Raw genomic sequence first — 20711 nt, 5'->3', positions numbered from 1 at the left:
TTCGAGAGCGCCCGCGGCGTCGCCTGACGCACAGCTTGCCACCCCGATCGCCTTCCGGCCGTGGCCCCTCTCGGCCGGCGGGCGACCGGTGCCACCGGTGGCAGCCGGGGCTCCTGGACCTCTCCCGGTCCAGGAGCCCCGTGCGCCGCCGCCTTCGCCACCCGTGACCCGGAACGTCATCGCCGCCCCTGGCACCGCACGGCTCCGCACCCCTGGCACCGCACGGCTCCGCGTCCCTGCCCCCGCACTCCGAACGACTCCGGAAAGGAGCACGCACCATGCTCGCTCAGGGCCACCTCGTCGCCGACGACTGCTTCGTGGACGCGCTCGACCGCATCGACGACACCGGGCAGCGCTTCGCGCGCACCGGCAGTCCGGCGCCCTCGGGGTGGGTGCGAACGGAGCGCGGCGGCTGGATCAGCCTGCACCGCGACGGCGTCCCGCTGCCCCGCCAGGGCTGGAAGATCCACGCCTCGGCCACGGCGGACCGCGCCGAGCACGTCGTCAACACCGTCTGGGACCACTGCACCAGGCACTCCGTCAGCTTCAAGTTCCTGCGCAGCCCCGTGCTCTTCCACCACATGAACAGCAAGCAGGCACCACGCTCGGCAAGCGGCAAGCTCGTCACCGTCTACCCGGCCGACGAGCGGGAGCTGGAACGGACGCTGACCGGGCTCACCGCACTCCTCGGCGGGATCGAGGGCGCGTACGTCCTGAGCGACCTGCGCTGGCAGGACGGCCCGCTGTACGTGCGCTACGGCGGGTTCCACCTGGCCTACTGCTTCGCGCCGGACGGCGAGTACGTCCCGGCGATCGAGGGCCCCGACGGCGTCCTGCTGCCCGATGTGCGGGGCACGTCGTTCCGGGTGCCGCCGTGGGTGGAGCCGCCGGGCTTCCTCGCGGCGCGCATCGAGGCGTCCCGGGCGGTCGCGCCCGGTGGCTTCCCGTACCGGGTGGAGAAGGCGCTGCACTTCTCCAACGGCGGCGGGGTCTACCGCGCCGTGGACCAGAGCACCGGCCGCCGCGTGGTCCTCCGCGAGGCGCGGCCGCACGCCGGTCTCGACGACCGGGGCGCGGACGCCGTGGCCCGGCTCGCGCACGAGCAGAAGATGCTGGAGCACCTTGCCGGGCTCGGGTGCGTGCCCGCGCTGTACGGGCGCGTCCGGCACTGGGAGCACCACTTCCTGGTGGAGGAGCTGGTCGAGGGCGAGACCCTGCAGGAGGCGGTGGGCCGTCGGCACCCGCTGTTCAGGGACGGCGCGGACGAGTCGGACGTCGCCGCGTACACGCTCTGGGCCCTGGGTCTCATCGGCCGCGTCGAGGAGGCGGTGGCCGCACTGCACGCGCGGGGCGTCGTCTTCGGGGACCTCCAGCCCGGCAACATCATGGTGCGTCCGGACGACAGCGTGTGCCTCGTCGACTTCGAGACGGCGTTCGCGGAGGCCGACGACCACCGGCCCGCGCTCGGCACGCCCGGGTTCACCGCCCGCTGGGCGCGGTCGGGGCGGTCCGTGGACGAATACGGGCTCGCTGCGGTGAGCCTCGCGCTGTTCTGTCCGCTGACACCGCTGCTGCGCTTCGACCGGGACAAGTACGTCCAGCTGACGGACTGGACGCGGAGGCGCTTCCCGGTGCGGCCCGAGTTCACCGCCGCGCTGTGCGAACGGCTGACCCCGCCGCCGCACTGGCCGCGCGCCGACCACGACGTCCCGCCGGACGGCTCGCCCTGGCCGGAGGCGCCCGGTGCCGACGTCGGCCCCGCCCTGGACTCGCTGGCCGAGGCAATCCGGCTCAGCGCGACGCCGGAGCGCGAGGACCGTCTCTTCCCGGGCGACGTGCGGCAGTTCGACAACCAGGGCGCGTCGCTCGCGTTCGGCGCGGCGGGCGTCCTGCACGCGCTGCTCGTCTGCGGGTACGGCGAGGCCCCCGCGTTCGAGGGGGCCTTCGAGGAGTACGTGGACTGGCTGGCGCGGGCAGCAGAGCGCACCCGCTGGCCGCGCCCGGGGCTGTACGACGGGCTCGCGGGCGTCGCGTACGTCCTGGACGAGCTGGGCCGGACCGACCAGGGGCGCGCGGCCCTCGACCGGATCGACGGCATCGGGCTCGACCGGTGCGGCGCGGGCCTGTTCGGCGGCCTCGCGGGGATCGGTCTGGCGCGGCTGCGCTTCGGTGACGTGGACGCCGCGCGGGCTCTGGGGGAGCGCCTCGCGCGGACCGTCACCGGCGGGGGGCGGCTGCCGGGCCCGACCGACGCCGTGGGGCTCGCCCACGGCTGGTCGGGCCCGGCCCTGCTCTTCGTCCACCTGCACGCGGCGACGGACGACGACCGGTGGCTGCGCCTCGCGGAGACCGCGCTTGCCCGCGACCTCGGCCGCTGCGGGGCGCCCCGCGAGGGCCGGGTCCAGGTCAGGGACGGGCAGCGGTGGCTCTCGACCCTCGACCGCGGCAGCGCCGGGATCGGCCTGGTCCTCGACGCGTACGTCCGGCGCACCGACGACCCCTGCTACGCACGTGTACGCGACCGCATCCGCGACGGACTGGGCACGGAACTCCTGCTCTCCCCCGGCCTCCTGGACGGTCAGGCGGGGCTCCTGCACGCCACCGCCCATCTGACCGGCCCAGGCCCCGCACTGGCTCCGCACCTGCGCGGCCTGGGCCTCCACAGCGTGCGCTTCCGGGGGCGGCGGGCCTTCGCGCTCGACGGCCTGCTGCGCCTGTCCATGGACCTCGCCACCGGCACGGCGGGGGTGCTGCTCGCCGTGCACACCGCGCTGCGGGGCGGTCCGCGGGACCCGCGCCGCACCGCGCTGCCGTTCCTGGAGGCGCGGACGCCGGTCGGGGTGCCGAGGTGAGGCAGGGGGGTGTCGCCGTGCGGCGGGGGGCCGTCGCGCCCGACAGCCTCCGCCGCAACCGGGACTTCCAACTCCTGTGCGCCGGACAGGGGTTGTCCCTGCTCGGCTCGGGCGCGTCCGCCATCGCGCTGCCGCTGCTCGTGCTGCGCTCCACGGGATCGCCGTTGCACGTCGGCCTGGTGGAGGCGGTGTGGACGGGTTCGCTCGCGCTCGCGTGCCTTCCCGCGGGGCCGATCGCCGACCGGTTCGACCGCCGCACGGTGCTGCTGCTCTGCGAGGCGGGCCGGGCGGTGGCGAGCGCGGCGCTCGCGGCGGCGGTCCTCGCCGGACTCGCGTCCCTGCCGGTGCTGCTGGTCGCGGGGGCGGTCCTCGGGTTCCTCACCGCCCCGTTCAACGCGGCGGTGCTGCCGCTGGTGCGGGAGGTCGTGCCCGAGTCCAGGCTGCCCACGGCCCTCGCCGTCAACCAGGTGCGCGGGCAGGCCGCCTACCTGTTGGGTCCTGTGGTCGGCGGCGCCCTGTTCGGCGTAGGGGCGAGCTGGCCGTTCTGGCTGGACTGCGCCTCGTACACGGTCTCGGTGTGCTGCGTCCTTGCGCTCCGGGTGCGTCCGGGCGCTCCGCCGGGGGCGCGGGAGGGCTGGTGGCCGTCGTTCACGACGGGGCTGCGCTTTCTGTGGCGCCAACGCCTGCTGCGGCGGCTGACGTTGGTGGCGTCGGCGCAGAACTTCGTCTTCGACGGGGTGTATCTGGCGATCGTCGTGACCATCGCCCGGCAGGGGGTGTCGGCGCTGTCCGTCGGGATGGTCACGGCGACTTCGGCGGTCGGTGCGATGGCCGGGGTGATGCTGGCCCCGCTCGCGGGCAGACGCCTGCCGCCGGCCACGCTCCTGCTCGCCACCGGCGTCGTGTGCGCGGCCCTGGTCGCCGCGATGGCCCTGACCTCGGCGGCGACGGCGCTCGCCGCGCTGCTCGCGGGGTGCGCCCTCGCGGTGGCCGTCTCCGCTTCGGTGCTGACCCTCGCCCGCCTGCGCCACACCCCGGGCCACCTCCAGGGCCGTACGAACAGCACGATCGGGCTGCTGTTCATGGCCACGCCGCCGCTGGGGGCGGCGCTGGCCGGGGTGATGCTGGAGGGGATGCCGACGCCCGCGGTGTTCCTGGTCTTCGGGGGGCTGCTCGCGATGCTGGCCGCGGTGTCGCCGGGCGAGGGGACGTTCCGGTCGCCCGACGGCGAGGCGGGGAATGCGGAGAACGCGGCCGACGCCAGCCGCCCCTCGCCGCCCCCACCTGCGACGCCGCAGGTCCCCCGGCCGGACGGGGCCGGTGACGCGCACATAGGATGATCTTCCACTTTCCCGGAAGAAAGGCCTTGGCGCCCGAGGTGAACCCGCTTCGCCCGCACACCCTGTTCTCCTTCGGCACCCTGCTGGACGAGCGGGTCCAGACCTCCCTGTTCGGCCGGGCCGTCCCCAGCACCCCCGCGTCCCTCGCGGGCCACACCACCAGGCCCCTGCCGATCACCGACCCCGCCGTCATCGCCACCAGCGGCCTCGACGTCCACCTCACCCTGGCCCGCAAGCACGGCTCCGCGGTCGAGGGCGCCGTCCTGCACCTCACCGACGACGACCTCGCCGCGGCCGACGCCTACGAGGTCGACGACTACGTCCGCCGCCGGGTCCTGCTGTCGTCCGGGGAGAGCGCCTGGGCCTACCTGGACGCGAAGCCGCTGCGCCCGGCCGCCCGCATCGTGATCGTCGGCGACAGCATCGCGTACGGCCGCTGCGATCCCGACGGCGGCTGGGCGGCCCGCCTCGCGGCCACCCACATCGCCGCGAACGAGACCGAGCACCGGGTGTTCAACCTCGCCGTCCCCGGAAGCACCCTGCGCGACGTCAGCGCGCAGACGCCCGCCCTGCTCGCCCCGCGCCTGCCCGACACGCTCCTCGTCGCCGCCGGCATCAACGACTCCGCGCTCCCGCTCACCGGCCCGGCCCCCGAGGACTGGCTGACGGACATCGCCGCCAGTCTGCGCGCGCTGGCCGCCACGGCCCTCAGCCACAACGCGCGCCTCGTCGTCGCGGGGCCGACCTGGGTCGACGAGTCCCGGACCCACGCCTACGAAGGCCTGCGCTTCACCCAGGACAGGGCCCTGGCCCTGCGCGCGTTCCTGCGGGACTGGTGCGCGGACCACCACGTCGACCACCTCGACGTGTGGGAGCCGCTGCGCGACAACGCCGGTCTCCTCGTGGACGGCCTGCACCCCACCGCCGAGGGCCATCAGGCGCTGCACCGGCACCTGTACGCCCTCGGCCGCTGACGTCCGGGCGCTGCCCCGCCCCGCGTCGCGCGCACAAGGTGCGGTCGTGCCTCTAGGAAGTGCGAGGCCCTGTCGTTACCCTCCGCCGCATGATTTCCACGGTGGTCTGGGGCACGGGCAATGTGGGGCGCGCGGCGATCCGCGCTGTCGACGCCCATCCGGCGCTGGAGCTGGCGGCCGTGGTGGTGCACGACCCCGCCAAGGTCGGCCGCGACGCCGGGGAGCTCGCCGGGCTCGACCGGGGGCTCGGGGTCGCGGCCACCGACGACGTCGAGGCGGTGCTCGCCGCCCGGCCGCGGGCCGTGGTGTACGCGGCGTCCGGTGACATCCGCCCGGACGAGGCGATGGCCGACGTCATCAGGGCGATCGGCGCCGGGGCCGTGGTCGTGACGCCCTCGCTGTACGCGCTCTACGACAAGGTGGGCGCCCCGCCCGAACTGCGGGATCCGGTCCTCGCCGCGGTCGCGGCCGGGGGCGGCTCGCTGTTCGTGTCCGGTGTCGACCCGGGCTGGGCCAACGACGTGCTGCCGCTCCTGGTCAGCGGACTCGGCACCACCATGGACGTGATCCGCTGTCAGGAGATCTTCGACTACTCGACGTACGACCAGGAGACCTCGGTCCGCGATCTGATCGGGATGGGGCACCCGATGGCGTACGAGCCTTTGATGCTCGCGGAGTCGGTGCCGACCATGGTGTGGGGCGGGCAGATACGGCTGATGTGCCGCGCCCTCGGCGTCGAACTCGACGAGATCCGCGAGACGGTGGAGCGCCGCCCGCTCGACGCGGCCGTGACCACCCGCACCATGGGGCGGTTCGAGGCGGGCACGCAGGGCGCCGTGCGGTTCGAGGTGCAGGGCGTCGTCGCGGGCGAGCCCCGGATCGTCATCGAGCACGTCACACGCATCCACCCCTCCTGCGCCCCGGACTGGCCGACTCCCCCGGACGGCGACGGCGCGCACCGGGTCCTCATCGAGGGCCGTCCGCGCATCGCGGTCACCGTCGAGGCGAGCGACGAGGGCGAGAACCGGTCGGCGGGCGGCAACGCCACCGCGGTGGGCCGCCTGGTGGGCGCCATCGACTGGCTCGCGGCGGCGGAGCCCGGACTCTACGACGCCCTCGACGTCCCGCTGCGGCCCGCGGTGGGCAGCCTGGGAAGGAAGCTGCCATGATCATCGACATTCCCGAAGGCAAGGAACCGATCGGGTACGTGTGGGGCGAGATGGTCCCCGGCATCGGTGCCGCCGCCGCGAACTTCTCGATGGCGGTCTACGAGCACACGACCCTCGGACTGCGCGAGTTCGAGGCGGCGCGGCTGCGGACCGCGCAGATCAACGGGTGTGTCTTCTGCCTGGACTGGCGCACCGAGCGCGACGGGAAGAAGGTCGAGGACGGCTTCGCGGACGCGGTCACCGCGTGGCGCACCACCGACGCCTTCGACGACCGCACCCGGCTCGCCGCCGAGTACGCCGAGCGGTACGCCCTGGACCACCACGGTCTCGACGAGGCGTTCTGGGAGCGGATGCGGGCGCACTACAGCCAGGCGGAGATCGTGGAGCTGAGCATGAGCATCGGCTCGTGGCTCGCGTTCGGCAGGCTCAACCACGTGCTCGGCATCGACAGCGTGTGCGTCCTGCCCACGCACTGACGGTGCCGCACCCCGACTCCCGTGCCGCGTAAGGCTGTTGCCGTTCGGTGACATGACGGACAGAGCCGTGACGCGCGCGGGGGCAACGGGTTCGGGGGCCCGCGGGTCGTACGGGGCGTAGGTCGCCGTGGGGCGGCCCTGTCGGCGCGGAACGGTGGGCCGACGCATCCGACGTGGGGAGATGTCGATGATGAGTGTGCGTGTGAACGTGAAGCTGCTGGCGATGGCCGCCGTGGTGGCCGCGTCGGGCGTGGCGGTGGGGACCGTTCCGGCCGCTGCCGCGGAGGGCACGCCCCGCTTCCTGTCCGCGTCCGATCTGCCGCCGCACGCGTCGTCGGCCTGGCACGCCGGTCCGGTCACCTCCGGCCAGCCGGACCCGCTGCCGATGTGCGGCGGCGACGCGCTGCCGTCGACGTCCGTGCACCGTGCCTTCCGCACGGACCTGGACACCGGCGCCCTGCAGGTGACGGTGGTCGAGCGCGACGTGCAGCGTGCCAAGGCCTTCGCCGAGTTGCTCCGCAAGGACCTCGCGGGCTGTGCGAAGAAGGTGATGGCGCAGTACCCCGACGTCACCGCGGCGCAGAAGTACTACGGCAAGGTGAATGCCGAGGAGGGCGCGCACGTCTACGGCGTCCACACCGAGGCGAGTTGGGGTGCGTCCGACATCAACATGTACGCGGTCGGCCGGGACGGCAGGACGGTGACGCTCGTGCACTGGGGACAGATGGGCGACTTCTCCGACGCCCCGGTGTCCGCGTTCAGGACCACGACGGCCACGGCAGTGAAGAAGCTGTACTGACGGACGGTGCCGCGCAGTTGCCCTGGTCCCCGGCCTCCTGTCGGCCGGGGACCAGGGCATCATGTCCGGATGAGCGATCTCCGAGAGATGCCGCCCGGCCTCGACACCGAGGCGCTGCTGGCCCTGGCCGACGGGCACCACGCCCGGACCGCCCGCGCCCGCCCCGTCCGCGAGGCCGGTGGGCACGTGGTGAAGGTGTACACGCTGGAGGCGCCGGGCCGTACGGTCACGCCGCAGGACGAGGCGGCCGCGCTGCGGCTCGCGGGGGCCCATCTGGAACTGGGGCGCGCCCGCGGTTCGCTGGGCCTCGCGGTGCTGATCGTGCACGCGGGCGGCGACGGTGACTACGTCCTCGTCTCCACCTGGATCGAGGGCCACATGTCCGACCTGGCGGTGTTCGTCGGCCCGGCCGGACAGCCCGACCAGTTGCGGCCGGGGCGGGTGGGGCTCGCGCCCTGCGTGTGGGAGGCGGCGCTTCTCGCCCATGAGCGCGAGGCGTTCACGCGGCACGTCCTGGACGGGGGCGGCCGGGTCGCGGACCGGGTGGTGGCGTGGAGCAAGGACGTCCTGTCGGGAGAGGTCCGATGACGTCCGCCCGGCCGGTGGTGCGGCACGCGCGCCCCGCCGACCTGGCCCGGGTGGCGGAACTGGCCGCGGAGCACGCCGTGTACGAGAAGGCGGCGCCGCCCGTGCCCGACCTCGCGGAGCGGCTCGGCGTCCTCCTCTTCGAGACGCCCGCGCCGCGTCTGCGCTGCCTCGTGGCGGAGGCGGACGACGGCGAGGTCGTCGGCTACGCCACCTGCGCGCCGGAGATCTCGACGTGGGACGGCCGCGAGTACCTCCACATGGACTGCCTCTTCCTGCGCTCGGCCAGCCGCGGCTCGGGCCTCGGCGCGGCGCTGATGGAGGCCGTCGTGGCCGAGGCGCGCGCCCTCGGTGCCGACGAGGTGCAGTGGCAGACGCCCGCGTGGAACGAGGGCGCGATCCGCTTCTACGACCGCCTGGGCGCCCGGGCGAAGGAGAAGCTCCGCTACTCCCTGCCGGTGCGGGCCTGACCGCCGGGCCCGTACCGCGCGGCGCCCCCACCCCCCGTACAGGAAAACGGAGTTCGGGTCCTTCTCAACCACTTCGTCACCCCCTGCGGTCTTGCTGTGCGGGCGGCCCGTCCGCACCACCGGCGAGGAGCCAGTGCTGCCGCGACGGGACCGCACGCGCACGGCCCAGTGCAGACGACGGTGAGGAGTACGGGATGGCGTTACGCAGGAGTTCCAGAATCGGCGTGGGGAGTCTCGCGGCGGCCGCGCTGGCGGCCACGGCCTTCACGGCCCCCGCCCAGGCCTCGCAGGACCCCGCGGCCACGGCGCCCGGCCATGGGGCGACGCAGCGCGCGATGGACGCGGCCGTGCGGGCGGGCATCCCCGGCGTCACGGCCCAGGCGCGGGACGGCCGCGGCGTGTGGAAGGCGGCGTCGGGCGTCGGCAACATGAGGACGGGCGAGCCGCGCGGCAAGAACGACCGGTTCCGCGTCGGCAGCATCACCAAGACGTTCATGGCGACCGTGCTCCTGCAGATGGAGGCGGAGGGCAGGCTCAGTCTCGACGACACCGTGGACGACCATCTGCCCGGCCTGGTGCGCGGCAACGGCAACGACGGCCGCAAGATCACCGTGCGCCGGCTCCTCAACCACACCAGCGGCCTCTTCGACTACCTCGCCGACAAGAAGTACAGCGAGACGTACATGGAGGGCGAGGGCTACCTCAAGCACCGCTACGACACCCTGCCGCCCGAGAAGCACATCAGGGTGGCCCTCTCCCACCGGCCGCTGTTCAAGCCCGGCACCAAGCACTCCTACTCCAACACCAATTACGTCCTCGCCGGGCTGATCGTGGAGAAGGTCGGCAAGCGGACGTACGAGGACGAGGTCCGCGACCGCATCATCAAGCCCCTGGGCCTGACGGCGACCACCAACCCGGGCAACAGCGTTCACCTGCCCCGGCCGAGCAGCCGCGGCTACTCCAAGCTGTTCAGGGACCAGCCCGACCGGATCGACGACATCACCGAGATGAACGGCTCACAGGGCTGGGGCGACGGCGACATCATCTCCTCGGCCGGCGACCTGACCCGGTTCTACCGGGCGCTGCTGCGCGGGAAGCTCCTGCCGCCGCGCCAGCTGAAGGCGATGAAGACCACCGTCAGCACCCCCGCAAGCCCGGACACGGGCTACGGACTAGGCCTGCAGCGGTTCAAGACGAGCTGCGGCGCCTCCGTCTGGGGTCACGGCGGGGGCATGGTGGGCTGGCTCTCCCTGGCCGTCACCAGCGAGGACGGCCGCCATCAGCTCGCCTTCAACTACAACGGCGACTGGGAGTCGGACTCCATGCTCAGGATCATGGAAGCCGAGTACTGTTGATCATCACGTAACCTCACCAGACCTCCGGGGCCCGCACACTCATGGCGTACGTCTTCATCCTCTGCTGCTTCCTCCTCATGACGGGGGTGTCGCTCCTCGCCGCCCGCGTCGGACGCCGGGGTGAGGTCGGGGAGCGCGGGGTCGGCTACGACGTCCCGGACGAGGTCAAGCGCGACCCCGAGCTGCGCGCCCGGGCCAACCACCTGGTCGCGCACTGGTGCACCGGCGCGGCGATCCTCAGCGTCGCCCCGCTGGTGCCGCTCGGCAGCGTGCTCCTCTCCGACGGCGACCGGGCGATCGGCACGGCGGGACTGCTGATCGTCGCGGCCTACGGTCTGGTCGTGGTGGCCGTCGCCGGGTATCCGTTCGAGCGGATCAAGCGCTTGGGGCGCTGAGCAGCCCGACCGGCCCTCGGTGCTCGTGGGCGCGCGCCGTGCGCCGTGCGCCGGTGCAGGGAGTCCAGGGCGTGTGAGGGCCAGGGCCGCCGCGCCCGGTCGGCGCCCACGCGGCACCGGCAAGACCGTGGCAGAACGCCGTCCTTTAGGACACCGGCTGTCCTCAATGGCCCCTAGATTGCCGGTGGCAGCGAAGGAAGCCGCCGGCGCGGCCTGCACGGCAACGCGCCCATGCTCATTGCTAAGGGGAAAAGATATGGCGTTCGTGGAGAAGGAGACCGTCATCGAGGTCGGTGCGCAGCGGGTATGGGAGGTCATCGGTGACTTCACCGACGGCCCCGTGCGGATGGCGCCGGGATTCGTGACCGCGAGTCGGCTGGAGAAGCCGGACGAACGGGTCGTCACGTTTGTCGATGGGACCGTGGTGCACGAACGGCTGGTGGAGATCGACCATCAGGCGTGTCGCCTGGTCTACTCCGTCGTCGGCGGCTCCATGCAACCCGAGTCCGATATCTCGATCATGCAGGTGGTCGCCGATGGGGATGACCGCAGCCGGTTCGTGTGGAGCCACCAGGTGCAGCCGGACGGCCTCGCCGAAACGATCGGCGGCGGGATGGATCGGGGCATGAGCCTGCTCAAGCAGACGTTGGAGACCCGGACCGCCGCCCGCTAGGCAATCTACCCCTAAGGGCGATCGGCTGCGCGTGGGGGGTGAGGGAGTCCAATGCCGGTGTGTGAAGGCTGACTTGGGCTCCCTCGCCGTCGCACTGCATGTGAAGGCGGACGACCTGCTGAAGTGCTTCCCGCATCCCGCGCCGTGGCGGCCAGACGTGGGGGGCGGCAGGTGTTCCCTTACCTGCCCAAGCAGCCTGGCTACGACAAGCGTCAACGCACGGCCGCGGGGCTGATGCAACAGGTCACTCATCTGCTGGCGGTCGACACCGCACTGCGGACCGACGGTGTGTGGGTGGTCGACTCCACCTCGGTGAAGTGCGGGCGCTGCCGCCTGACGGTCAAGAGTTCCGACCTGGCCGGATGGGCTGAGCACGGCTACTGCTCCAGCCGAGAAATTGTCAGCGCCTGTGGATCAGGCGTTCTATAGATTCCTCGCATGAGTAGTGATCTTCTCCGACTCACTGTCCTGGGGTGTGCCACGCCCTACGCAACCATGGACAACCCGTGCTCCGGCTACCTGGTATCCAGCGGCGGCACCCGGGTCTGGGTGGATGCGGGCAGTGGGACGCTGGCGCAGTTGCAGCGGCACGTCCGGCTCGACGAGGTAGACGCGATCTGGATCTCGCACCTGCATGCCGATCACAGCGCGGACCTGCTCACCGCCTATTACGCGGCACTCTTCGCGGACATTCAGCTTGCCGCACCCATCCCCCTGTACGGGCCGCCGGGCATCGCTGACCGGCTCGCCCACTTCCTGACCAACACCTCGACGCGCAGCCCGGTCGAGTCCGCTTTCGCCGTCCATGAGCTGGAGGACGGGCATCAGGCGCGCGTCAGCGCGCTCACGTTGACCAGCCGGGCGGTGGCGCACGGCATCCCGGCCTTCGCCGTGCGCATCGAGGCCGAGGACCGATCGCTGGTCTACTCCGGAGACACCGCACCGTGCGCGAACCTCACGCGGCTGGCCGAGGGATGCGATGTGCTGCTGTGCGAGGCCGAAAGCGCCCAGGCGCCGACCGAGGGCGAACAGGTGCACCACACGCCCGAAGACACCGGCGACACGGCCAGCAGGGCCCGGGCAGGCCGGTTGATCGTCACCCACGTAGGCCGTTTCCTCACCCCGCAGCAGGCGGTGGCGCGTGCCTCGGCCCGGTTCGACGGTCCCGTCGACTACGCCGCACCCGGTGTCACCTTCTCGATTGGCTAGACCGCAACTACCTTGGTCCGTTCGACAAAGCGGCCACGCTCGCAGCAGGCTCCCGCGCGAACGAGAACGACGGCAGCGGGCAGGGGCCACGTTGAGCCGTCGAATACGTCCGCAGTCTTCGACGCGATCGGCAGTCGGCACGCGCCGCGCCAGCGCCTGCTGCCGGCGAAACCCCCGCTGACACATCCGGCTGGGGCCACCGGACTCATCCCGTGGCCCCAGCCTGGCGGCCCCGTCGGTCACGTCGTACAGGACCACCGTGCGGGTGGGGATGAGCTGCTCCGGCGGGCGCAACGGGGCCGCATCCAGCAAACCGAGCACGCGCTCCGGAAGCGCCCGCAATACCGGCTCAGGGCGCACCTCGGTCGCCTCGTCGCCGAGCCACGTCCCGGCGCTGGCCCCGAGGCTGCCTCCGCAGGCGTGGCTCGGGGAAGGGATGCATTCAGCGACCCGGACATTGCGAATGAGCAGGGCGCACTGGAACGCCCTGCGCTCGTCCAGCCAGTAGCGGAACCCGTATTGCCTCGGTCGGAGTGAGCGGACGGGCGGTCACGGTCCTGTCGCACTGTCGACAATTGCCCTGCCGAAGCCTGCACAGCCTTCTACCGTGGGATCAGGCTGATGGTGAACAGCTGTGCTTGGGGGTGGAGTTGATGGCGGACCAGGAGGATGAACCGGACACTACTGGCGGGCAGATACCCTGGGACGGGCCGGGTTCCAGCCCAGGCCAGGATGATGTGGTCCGGGCCAGCAACAGCGTCTCAGAAGCAACGGTCAACGGCCCCGTCGTCCAGGCCGGGTCCATCGGCACCTACGTCCATCACACCTCTCCGCCACCGCCCCGCGCTGAAGTGGCGTGGCCCCTGCTCGTCGGCGCTGTCCCCGACCTGGCCACTGCGTACCAGCCCCGGCTGGACTTGCGGGAACAAGTCGACCGCGCTCAAGGCGCCGCGGGTACGGTCGTGTTGAGCCAGGTGCTGTCCGGCGGGGGCGGGGTCGGCAAGACCCAGCTCGCCGTCGACCTCACCCACCACGCAGGACGCACCGGAATCGACCTCGTGCTGTGGGCCGACGCCACCAGGATCGAACAGCTTCTGGGCACGTATGCGGCCGCCGCACACCGCGTCCAGGCTCCAGGAGCGGCCGAACAGGACGTGGAGACCGCAGCGAGGGCGTTCCTGAACTGGGCTGCCACCACCAGCAGGTCGTGGCTGATCGTCCTCGACGATGTCACCGAACCTGCCGCTCTGCGCGGCTGGTGGCCGCCGACCAGCATTCACGGTGACGGAGAAGAGCAGAAATCGGGAGATCAACGCGGTGGCGGGGTGCGACATCGGGCGGTGATCACCACCAGGCTGAAGGGCGCCGACATCAGCGGCGGCGGACGCCACGTCCTGGACGTCGGCACCTACACGACCACCGAGGCCGCGGCGTTCCTCCGGGAGCGGCTTGTCCTCGCGGACGCCGGACACCTCCTGGACGAGGCTGTGGAGGAGGTCGGGGAGGTGCTGGGGCATCTGCCTCTCGCCCTCGGGTACGCGGCCGCATGGATGATCAACGAAGACCAGCCCTGCGCTGTGTACGTGGAGCACTTCCACGACCAGAAGCAGAAACTCGGCCAGGCACTGCCAGCCAGATGGAGCGGGGAGGCGTACGAACGGGACGTCGCAGCGGCACTGCTGCTGTCGCTGGCAACGGCACAGGCCGCTGAGCCCGTCGGGCTCGCCGCACCAGCACTCGACCTGGCCGCGTTCCTCGACCCCGCCGGACACCCCGAGGAGTTCTGGCAGACCCAGGCTGTCACCGTCTACCTCACCCACGCCCGGGCAGGCGGCGTCTCTGGTGGTGTCGGCCAGGAACATGGTGCGGATGCAGGTGTGGCGTCCCTGGCGGGATCGCAGGGTGCGGTGGCAGTCGGGACCGCCGAAAGCCCTGACGAGAGTGCTGGCACCCTGGCGGTGGACGAGGTGACCGCACGCAGAGCGATGCGGCTCCTGCACCGCTACGGCCTGATCACCACCCGCCGTGAGGATCCGCACCATGCGGTGCGGATCCACGCACTGACCGCGCGCGCCGCACGCGAAGCCTTCCCTAAGGAAAACGAGGGCGCTTTGGTGCGGGCAGTCGCCAACGCGCTGCTGGAACTGTGGCCAAAGGAAGACCACCACGACATGGCCAGGGCAACGGTCCTGCGCGCGAACACCGACCACCTCTACCCCCTGGCCGACGAGCACCTCTGGAAGACGGGCGGGCACCCGCTCCTTTTCCGCGCAGGCGAAAGTTACTTGCACAACGGGCTCCCGGCAGCAGCCGTCACCTACTGGCAGCATCAGATGGCGACGGCGGAGAGGCTGCTGCACGCTGGGCATTCGGACGCCCTGGCTGCTTGTTCTTACCTCGCCTCCAGCTACAAGGACGCCGGGCGAATCAGTGAGGCGATCATGCTTCAGGAGCGGGCGCAGGCTGGTTATGAACAACTTCTGGGTAGCCAGCACCCCGACACCCTGACGTGCCGCGCCAATCTGGCCTCCTGCTTCTGGGCTGCCGGGCGCACCACTGAGGCCATCGCACTGGAGGAACAGATCCTGGTCGACCGCGAACGCCTCCTCGGCCACCAGCACCCCGACACTCTGATCACACGTGCCAACCTCGCCACCAACTACCAGGACGCCGGACGCACAGCTGAGGCCATCACACTCAACGAACAAGTACTGGCCGACCGCGAACGGATCCTCGGACCCGAGCACCCCCAGACTCTGCGCTCCACCGCCAACCTCGCTGTCAGTTACCGGGTAGCGGGGCGTGGCGATGCGGCCATCACACTGGAGGAGCAGGTGCTGGCCGACCGCGAACGGATCCTGGGACCCGAGCACCCCGACACCCTGGCCTCCCGCGCCAACCTCGCCACCAGCTACCGGACAGCAGGGCGGCTGAGTGAGGCCATCACGCTCGAAGTGCAAGTGGCGGACGACTACGAGCGGATCCTGGGAACTGAGCACCCCAACACCCTGAGCGCCCGCGCCAACCTCGCTGAGAGTTTCTGGCAGGCTGGCAGACTGGCTGAGGCACTCGTGCTGGAGGAGCAGGTACTGGCCGACCGCGAACGGATCCTGGGACCCGAGCATCCCAATACCTTGACCGCCCGCGCCAACCTCGCCGGTAGCTTCTGGAAAGCCGGGCGTATCGGGGAATCCATCGCGCTCAACGAACAAGTGCTGGCCGACCGCGAGCGCATCCTCGGGCCCGAGCATCCCGATACCTTGCGCGTCCGCGGCAACCTTGCCTCCAGCTACCGGACGGCAGGGCGCCTGGATGATGCCATACCGCTGGGGGAACAGGTCCTGGCCGACCGCGTGCGGGTCCTTGGCCCTGAACATCCTGAAGCACTCCTCGCCCACGCAAGTCTCGCTGCCAGCTACCGATCTGCCGGGCGCTTGAGCGAGGCCATCGCGCTGGAGGAACAGGTCCTGGCCGACCGCGAACGCCTCCTCGGCCCTGAGCATCCCGACACTCTGAACACCCACGCCAGCCTCGCCCACGGCTACTGGGATGCAGAGCGTCGGGAGGAAGCTGTCCAGCAGATGCAAACGGCTGCCGGGCTCTCCCAGCAGGTTCTGGGCAGCGAGCACCCCGACACGAGGGACCGGACGGAAACGCTGCGGCGGTGGCGTGAAGAGGACGGGCTCCCGCGAAGCCACCGGAGACGCAGCAGCGGCCTGAAGGCACGCTCGCCAGGAGCGCTGGGAGGCGGGCAGCCGGATACACCATGACAAGTGGGCGGCCAACCTGGCGGCGGAACGGCCGTTCCACGCCCGTGAGCAGCACCTTCAGTACCTCGAAATAATGCGGAGGAGCCTTGTCGCGTCAGCGGAGCGCTGACGGCTGCGGGGGCATGGCGCGAGTGAGGGCGTCGCGGGGGTGAAGATCGGGACGGTCCTCGTCAACACTGGTCGACGCGACGACAAGCTCACCCCAGCGCGCCTTGCCTGAGCGCTCGTGGGGAGTGGTGACATCCAGCCGGACGAGACCGCACGATCCCGACTGCGCCGTCTCGGGCTTCCTGTGCCAGAGGGTGTGGTCTGCGCCGAGGACGTCACAGTCAGCAAGGCCTCCCCCGCGGGCTTTCTCACTGCAGCCTCCGAGCTCGCCACACCGATCGCATCCTAAATGCATGGGGATAAATTGATTGCCGTATTGAACTCTTGGCTTGGGCAGGAAAAGCGTTGCAGGGAGGTCAGGGACCCTTCCGTTGCCGAGATTCACGAGCTGCTCGACGCACTCGACGGATCGGTATGTACCGAGCTGTCGATTTCGCGCGGCGAAGAGAGTTTGGAATACCTCGGAATCGGTGGCGGCCCTCAAAGGTTCTTGGTTGCCGGCGAGCTAGAAAGCGGAGAACTGCTGCAACTGCAGAGCGAGTCAGGAGAAGGCAGAGAACAGGAGGTCGTCTTGGACGTCGGGGGGCAGGAAGGGAAATTCTCGCAAGCGGATCTCGTTGACAAGGAGGCGGCTCGATGGGCAGTGGAACAATTCGTCAATGAATTCCCGCAAGGTCTAGGGCACCCCTGGGACGTGAGCTAAGTCGGTATCTGGTATCCAACAGCCCGCACACAGGCTCCGGTAAGCCCCGGTAACACACCGAAGCGCCGCCCGCCATGCCAGCGGGCTGCCGCCGGGAACGTCCGTGATTTCGGTGAGATACTCACCGGCCGCCTCGGTGCCACGCTCCCTGCCTGGGCTCACCGACTTCGCACTCCACCTGCGCCGAGACCTCGACGCCGTGACCGCCGGCCTCACTCTCGACTGGAGCTCCGGCAGCATCGAAGGCACCGTCAACCGCATCAAGAAGATCAAGAGACAGCTCTACGGCCGAGCCCGGATTCAAACTCCTACGCAAGATGATCCTGCTGCAGTAGTCCGGAAGCGGACTCTTGCCGATGCAGGTTCGGCGGGCTAGAACTTCGTGTGATCACTTTTGTATGTGCTGCCTGTGCTCGCCCTCTGACCAGGGCTGTGCAGCCGTCCGAGACGCCGGTCAGGCCCGAGTCCGACGGACGGATAGGGCCCGACGGGTCCCGCCGGGCCCCGGCCACCATGAACCAGGGGTCTTATGCTCTGAAGCCCGAGCCACGGGGCGCCCCGTTCCTTCCCACGGACGAATGCGTCGCAGTATTTCCCGGAGGTCCGGCTGTTGCCGATCCCGGCGGAAACGGGTTCCTCACGTCCGCAGGCCCCCGAAATACCATCGTTCTCCATCCCAACGACGCGCCGGACCTGCTGCCCGACCTGAAGGGGGACCACGGAGGCTGCTGCGGGCTGCACGGCCAGGACGGGCTGAATCGACGGTGCCCTTGCGGCACTGCAGTGGGAACAGAGATCTAGCGAGTGCTGCACCGCGTACGAACTCCACCTTGACCCAGCACGGGTCCATGCACGAGACATCACCATCGCCTGATCACTGCCGGAGCGCGTGGGGCAGATCAACAGGTACGGATCCGAGCCTCAGCCCCTCCCGCGCCCTCGAACACCGGGGTAACGCTCCGCGACGGCTCCCCAAGATCTGTCCCAGAGCCCCGAACTCATCGACATGGCCACGCACGCGGGGTCACCGGGTATCCAGCCTCGGCAGGACATCGCTGCGGTAGAAGTCGAAGAAGCCCTGCTGGTCGGGCCCGATCTGGCCGACATACACCTCGTCGAATCCCGCATCGACGTACGCGGCCACGGCGCGGACGTGCTCGTCCGCGTCGGCGCCGCAGACCATGCCGTCGGCGACGACCTCTTCGGTCACGAGCGTCGCCGCCTGCTCGAAATGGGCGGGGTCGGGAAGCACCTGCCCGAGCTCCCCCGGCAGGAACTGCGTCGGCCACAGCCGGTGGGCCGTCTTGACCGCCTGATCGCGATCGGTTCCCCAGCACACCTTCGTCCCACCCAGTACGGGCTTCTGGCCGCCTCCCGCGCGCCGGAACTGCCCCACAAGATCAGCCTCGGGCGTCATCGTGACGAACCCGTCCCCGATCCGACCGGCCAGCGCGGCGGCCTTGGGCCCGAACCCGGACACGTAGATCGGAACGGGCTCGTCGGGCACCGTGTACAGGCGGGCGTTCTCCACCGTGTAGTGCTTGCCGCGGTGGGTGACCTCGTCGCCGCTCTGCAGAGCCCGGATGACGTGGACGGCCTCCTCCAGCATCTCCAGGCGCACGTCGACGGCCGGCCAGGCGTCACCCAGGATGTGCTCGTTGAGGGCCTCACCGCTGCCCACGCCGAAGCGGAAGCGGTTGCCGGTGAGCACGCCCGCGGTCGCGACGGCCTGAGCGTTGACCGCTGGGTGCATACGTACGGTGGGACAGGTGACGAATGTCGTCACAGGCAGTGACGTCGCCTGGGCGAGCGCGCCGATCATCGACCACACGAAAGGGCTCTGCCCCTGCTCATCCGTCCATGGGTGGTAGTGGTCGGAAATGGCCAGGCAGGTGAATCCCGCCTGCTCAGCGGCGCGCGCCTGCTCCAGCAACTCGGCCGGTGTGAACTCCTCACTCGCCAGGAAGTATCCGAAACGCGTCATTACCTGCTCCTCATTGCCTTGTCCCTGGAGACACCGACGCCCACCTCGTGCCGCCCTTCGCACGCCTCGCACAACCCCCGTCCCGGTCCGGCGCGGGGCACGTGGTTCCCTCGGCGTCGCCCTCCTCAGCCTGCGCGATCCCGGCAAATGGCACCACACCAGCGGGTCCGAGTGGCCCGTGTACCCAGAAGCCACGATCCAAGTCATGAAGCCCCCGGCGACCACAGAACCCGAGGTCACCGGTCCTTGTCCCCCAGCCACGGCCCGCGTCGGCCGCACCCAGGACAGGACCTTTGCCCGGCGCGATGATGGGTACTGGGTGGCGACGCCCTCCCAAGTGGCCCACCTCGAACACGGCGAACAGCACGCGACGATCGGCACGAAGGCACTCAGAGAGCTGGAGGCGGTGCTGCGCGAGGCAGCCGACGGGGAGGTCCGCTTCAACGCGGGCAGCCGGGGGCGCACGTCAGCGGCGGTTCGAACTACCGCCAGGTGCCGCTCGGCCTCGTAGCACCACGCTCTGTGGACGACGGGGCGCAGGCTGTACGCGTCTGCGCGCGCCACGGAGCCCCGTTCTCTCCCACGGTAGTGGCACCAGCCAGGCGGGGCAGAGCACGAATGCCGCCGTGATCGTCGACTGGACCACGTACTGCGACGCGTCTATGTCGGTCGACCGCGAAGCCCGTGCGTGCGTCGTGGAGTCGGATCGCCGAGGAGGGCGGGCGGCGGGCGGACTTTTACGCGGGTCTGGAGCGGATCGCGTCGACGCACCTGGCGGACATCCGCCCGGGCTTTCCCTACATCCCTCGCCCGGTCTCGGGCTACGACCTCGACTCCCTGCTGCCCGAGAACGGCTTCGACCGGGCCTAGGAACTGGTGGGCCCGGATCTACGCGACGCAGGCGCAGTACGAGGCGTACTTCTGACAGACGGCCCCGGCAGGCATCGCTGTCGGCGGCACGGCGGCTCCCGGTCGACGATGTTTGCGCGAGGGGCACGCACGGGAGGACACTTGCTTCAGGGGCCTTCCGATCGGAGGCGTCATGGTCATTCTTGGCGTAATCCTGCTGATTGTCGGCCTGGTGGCCGGTATCGGAATTCTGTGGACCATCGGGATCATCCTTGTCGCGATCGGCGTCGTGTTGTGGGTCCTCGGCGGTATGGGGCACGCGTTCCGAGGTCGGCGACACTACTGGTGACGCTCAGCGGTCCGGCCAACTGATGCACGGCGGCGGCCCGATGACCTCTCGCCGAGTCAAGGGCCGGGCGATCGCCCGTCGAGCGCTCGGCGCGCGAGGCGCTCCAGTTCGGCCGCCCGCGCGGTCGTGGCGGCGATCACCAGGTAGCGGACGGGGACGTCGGGGTACACGTCCGCGTACAGCACGACGCCTTCTCCCGCGTCAAGCACGGTCATCGTGCCGTCGAACTCCCAGCGGGTGGCTGTTCCCTCGACGCTGAACTGGGCGCTCAGCGAGGTCCGGAGCGGGATGAGGCGTTCGACGGCCCAGCGGCTCGCGGCCCGCGCGGCCGCCGTGCGCCCGGACTGCTGCGGGTCCTGCGAGAGGCCGATCCTGATCACGTCCTGCTCGAGGGACACCCCCGCGTGCGACCGCGTCGGCGACAGCCGGGCCGACTCCTCGCACAAGCACCGTCGTCACGGCGTGAAGGTGCAGGTCGTGGCCGACCCCGCGGGCAAGCTGCCGTGGATCTCACCCGCGCTGCCCGGCCGCACCCACGACCTGACCGCAAGCCCGCACCCACCGCATCATCCGGACCTGCGAACGCATCCATCGACCGGGATCCTGCGCGAGGTCGTCATCGAGGCCCTGCCGCCGCACCGGGCAGCCCGC

General features: G+C 70.8%; 16 protein-coding genes and 4 pseudogenes. 19 read left to right on the top strand and 1 reads right to left on the bottom strand.

Features of this window, described 5'->3' with window-relative positions:
• The first annotated feature begins 278 nt into the window (after positions 1 to 278).
• From lanKC to OO63_RS46995, 16 genes and pseudogenes are all read left to right on the top strand, one after another.
• Positions 279 to 2852: a class III lanthionine synthetase LanKC gene (gene lanKC / locus OO63_RS27335; RefSeq protein ID WP_051811241.1), complete on the top strand. Its 2574-nt coding sequence runs from the start codon at positions 279 to 281 to the stop codon at positions 2850 to 2852.
• Positions 2849 to 4192, top strand: a complete 1344-nt coding sequence (locus OO63_RS42475) for an MFS transporter (RefSeq protein ID WP_051811240.1) — start codon at positions 2849 to 2851, stop codon at positions 4190 to 4192. Before lanKC ends, OO63_RS42475 begins: the two co-directional genes overlap by 4 nt.
• 26 nt (positions 4193 to 4218) lie before the next feature.
• Positions 4219 to 5166, top strand: coding sequence for a GDSL-type esterase/lipase family protein (locus OO63_RS27325; protein ID WP_234311026.1), 948 nt, complete (start codon positions 4219 to 4221; stop codon positions 5164 to 5166).
• Between the two features lie 89 nt (positions 5167 to 5255).
• On the top strand, positions 5256 to 6335 hold the full coding sequence (locus tag OO63_RS27320) for an NAD(P)H-dependent amine dehydrogenase family protein (RefSeq protein WP_030356693.1): 1080 nt from the start codon (positions 5256 to 5258) through the stop codon (positions 6333 to 6335).
• Positions 6332 to 6811: a carboxymuconolactone decarboxylase family protein gene (locus OO63_RS27315; protein ID WP_030356692.1), complete on the top strand. Its 480-nt coding sequence runs from the start codon at positions 6332 to 6334 to the stop codon at positions 6809 to 6811. The genes OO63_RS27320 and OO63_RS27315 overlap by 4 nt, the downstream gene beginning before the upstream one ends.
• Positions 6812 to 6998: 187 nt before the next feature.
• The gene (locus tag OO63_RS27310) at positions 6999 to 7610 is read left to right on the top strand and encodes a hypothetical protein (RefSeq protein WP_397622133.1); all 612 of its coding nucleotides are present in this window, start codon (positions 6999 to 7001) and stop codon (positions 7608 to 7610) included.
• A gap of 69 nt (positions 7611 to 7679) precedes the next feature.
• Positions 7680 to 8198, top strand: coding sequence for a hypothetical protein (locus tag OO63_RS27305; protein WP_030356690.1), 519 nt, complete (start codon positions 7680 to 7682; stop codon positions 8196 to 8198).
• Positions 8195 to 8665: a GNAT family N-acetyltransferase gene (locus OO63_RS27300; RefSeq protein ID WP_030356689.1), complete on the top strand. Its 471-nt coding sequence runs from the start codon at positions 8195 to 8197 to the stop codon at positions 8663 to 8665. The genes OO63_RS27305 and OO63_RS27300 overlap by 4 nt, the downstream gene beginning before the upstream one ends.
• A gap of 194 nt (positions 8666 to 8859) precedes the next feature.
• Positions 8860 to 10020 carry a serine hydrolase domain-containing protein gene (locus OO63_RS27295; RefSeq protein ID WP_051811238.1) on the top strand — a complete coding sequence of 387 codons (1161 nt, stop codon included), beginning with the start codon at positions 8860 to 8862 and terminating at the stop codon, positions 10018 to 10020.
• Between the two features lie 41 nt (positions 10021 to 10061).
• Positions 10062 to 10415 carry a hypothetical protein gene (locus OO63_RS27290; RefSeq protein ID WP_030356687.1) on the top strand — a complete coding sequence of 118 codons (354 nt, stop codon included), beginning with the start codon at positions 10062 to 10064 and terminating at the stop codon, positions 10413 to 10415.
• 256 nt (positions 10416 to 10671) lie between these two features.
• On the top strand, positions 10672 to 11088 hold the full coding sequence (locus tag OO63_RS27285; RefSeq protein WP_030356686.1) for an SRPBCC family protein: 417 nt from the start codon (positions 10672 to 10674) through the stop codon (positions 11086 to 11088).
• Between the two features lie 61 nt (positions 11089 to 11149).
• Positions 11150 to 11478, top strand: a pseudogene (locus tag OO63_RS45610) (IS982 family transposase); the annotation flags it as partial.
• A gap of 48 nt (positions 11479 to 11526) precedes the next feature.
• Positions 11527 to 12297 (top strand): MBL fold metallo-hydrolase, encoded by a 771-nt coding sequence (locus OO63_RS27280; RefSeq protein ID WP_030356685.1) that lies wholly within the window; start codon positions 11527 to 11529, stop codon positions 12295 to 12297.
• A 653-nt stretch (positions 12298 to 12950) separates the two neighbouring features.
• Positions 12951 to 16067, top strand: a complete 3117-nt coding sequence (locus OO63_RS41680; RefSeq protein ID WP_157854060.1) for a tetratricopeptide repeat protein — start codon at positions 12951 to 12953, stop codon at positions 16065 to 16067.
• Between the two features lie 397 nt (positions 16068 to 16464).
• On the top strand, positions 16465 to 16878 hold the full coding sequence (locus OO63_RS45605; RefSeq protein WP_157854059.1) for a hypothetical protein: 414 nt from the start codon (positions 16465 to 16467) through the stop codon (positions 16876 to 16878).
• A gap of 148 nt (positions 16879 to 17026) precedes the next feature.
• Positions 17027 to 17213: pseudogene (locus tag OO63_RS46995) on the top strand (ISL3 family transposase); the annotation flags it as partial.
• Between the two features lie 689 nt (positions 17214 to 17902).
• On the opposite strand, the gene OO63_RS27270 reads toward OO63_RS46995, so the two are convergent.
• Positions 17903 to 18862 (bottom strand): TIGR03557 family F420-dependent LLM class oxidoreductase, encoded by a 960-nt coding sequence (locus OO63_RS27270; protein WP_030356684.1) that lies wholly within the window; start codon positions 18860 to 18862, stop codon positions 17903 to 17905.
• A gap of 337 nt (positions 18863 to 19199) precedes the next feature.
• Here OO63_RS27270 and OO63_RS43910 point away from each other — a divergent pair.
• From OO63_RS43910 to OO63_RS47800, 3 genes and pseudogenes are all read left to right on the top strand, one after another.
• Positions 19200 to 19729, top strand: a pseudogene (locus OO63_RS43910) (FAD-binding oxidoreductase); the annotation flags it as partial.
• A 175-nt stretch (positions 19730 to 19904) separates the two neighbouring features.
• On the top strand, positions 19905 to 20060 hold the full coding sequence (locus tag OO63_RS46080; RefSeq protein ID WP_169786640.1) for a DUF6131 family protein: 156 nt from the start codon (positions 19905 to 19907) through the stop codon (positions 20058 to 20060).
• A gap of 332 nt (positions 20061 to 20392) precedes the next feature.
• Positions 20393 to 20646, top strand: a pseudogene (locus OO63_RS47800) (transposase family protein); the annotation flags it as partial.
• Positions 20647 to 20711 lie beyond the last annotated feature (65 nt).

The organism is Streptomyces alboflavus (assembly GCF_000716675.1).
Lineage (GTDB): Bacteria > Actinomycetota > Actinomycetes > Streptomycetales > Streptomycetaceae > Streptomyces > Streptomyces alboflavus.
The sequence above is the reverse complement of the archived record's forward strand: the minus strand, read 5'-3'. Positions and strand labels throughout refer to the sequence as shown.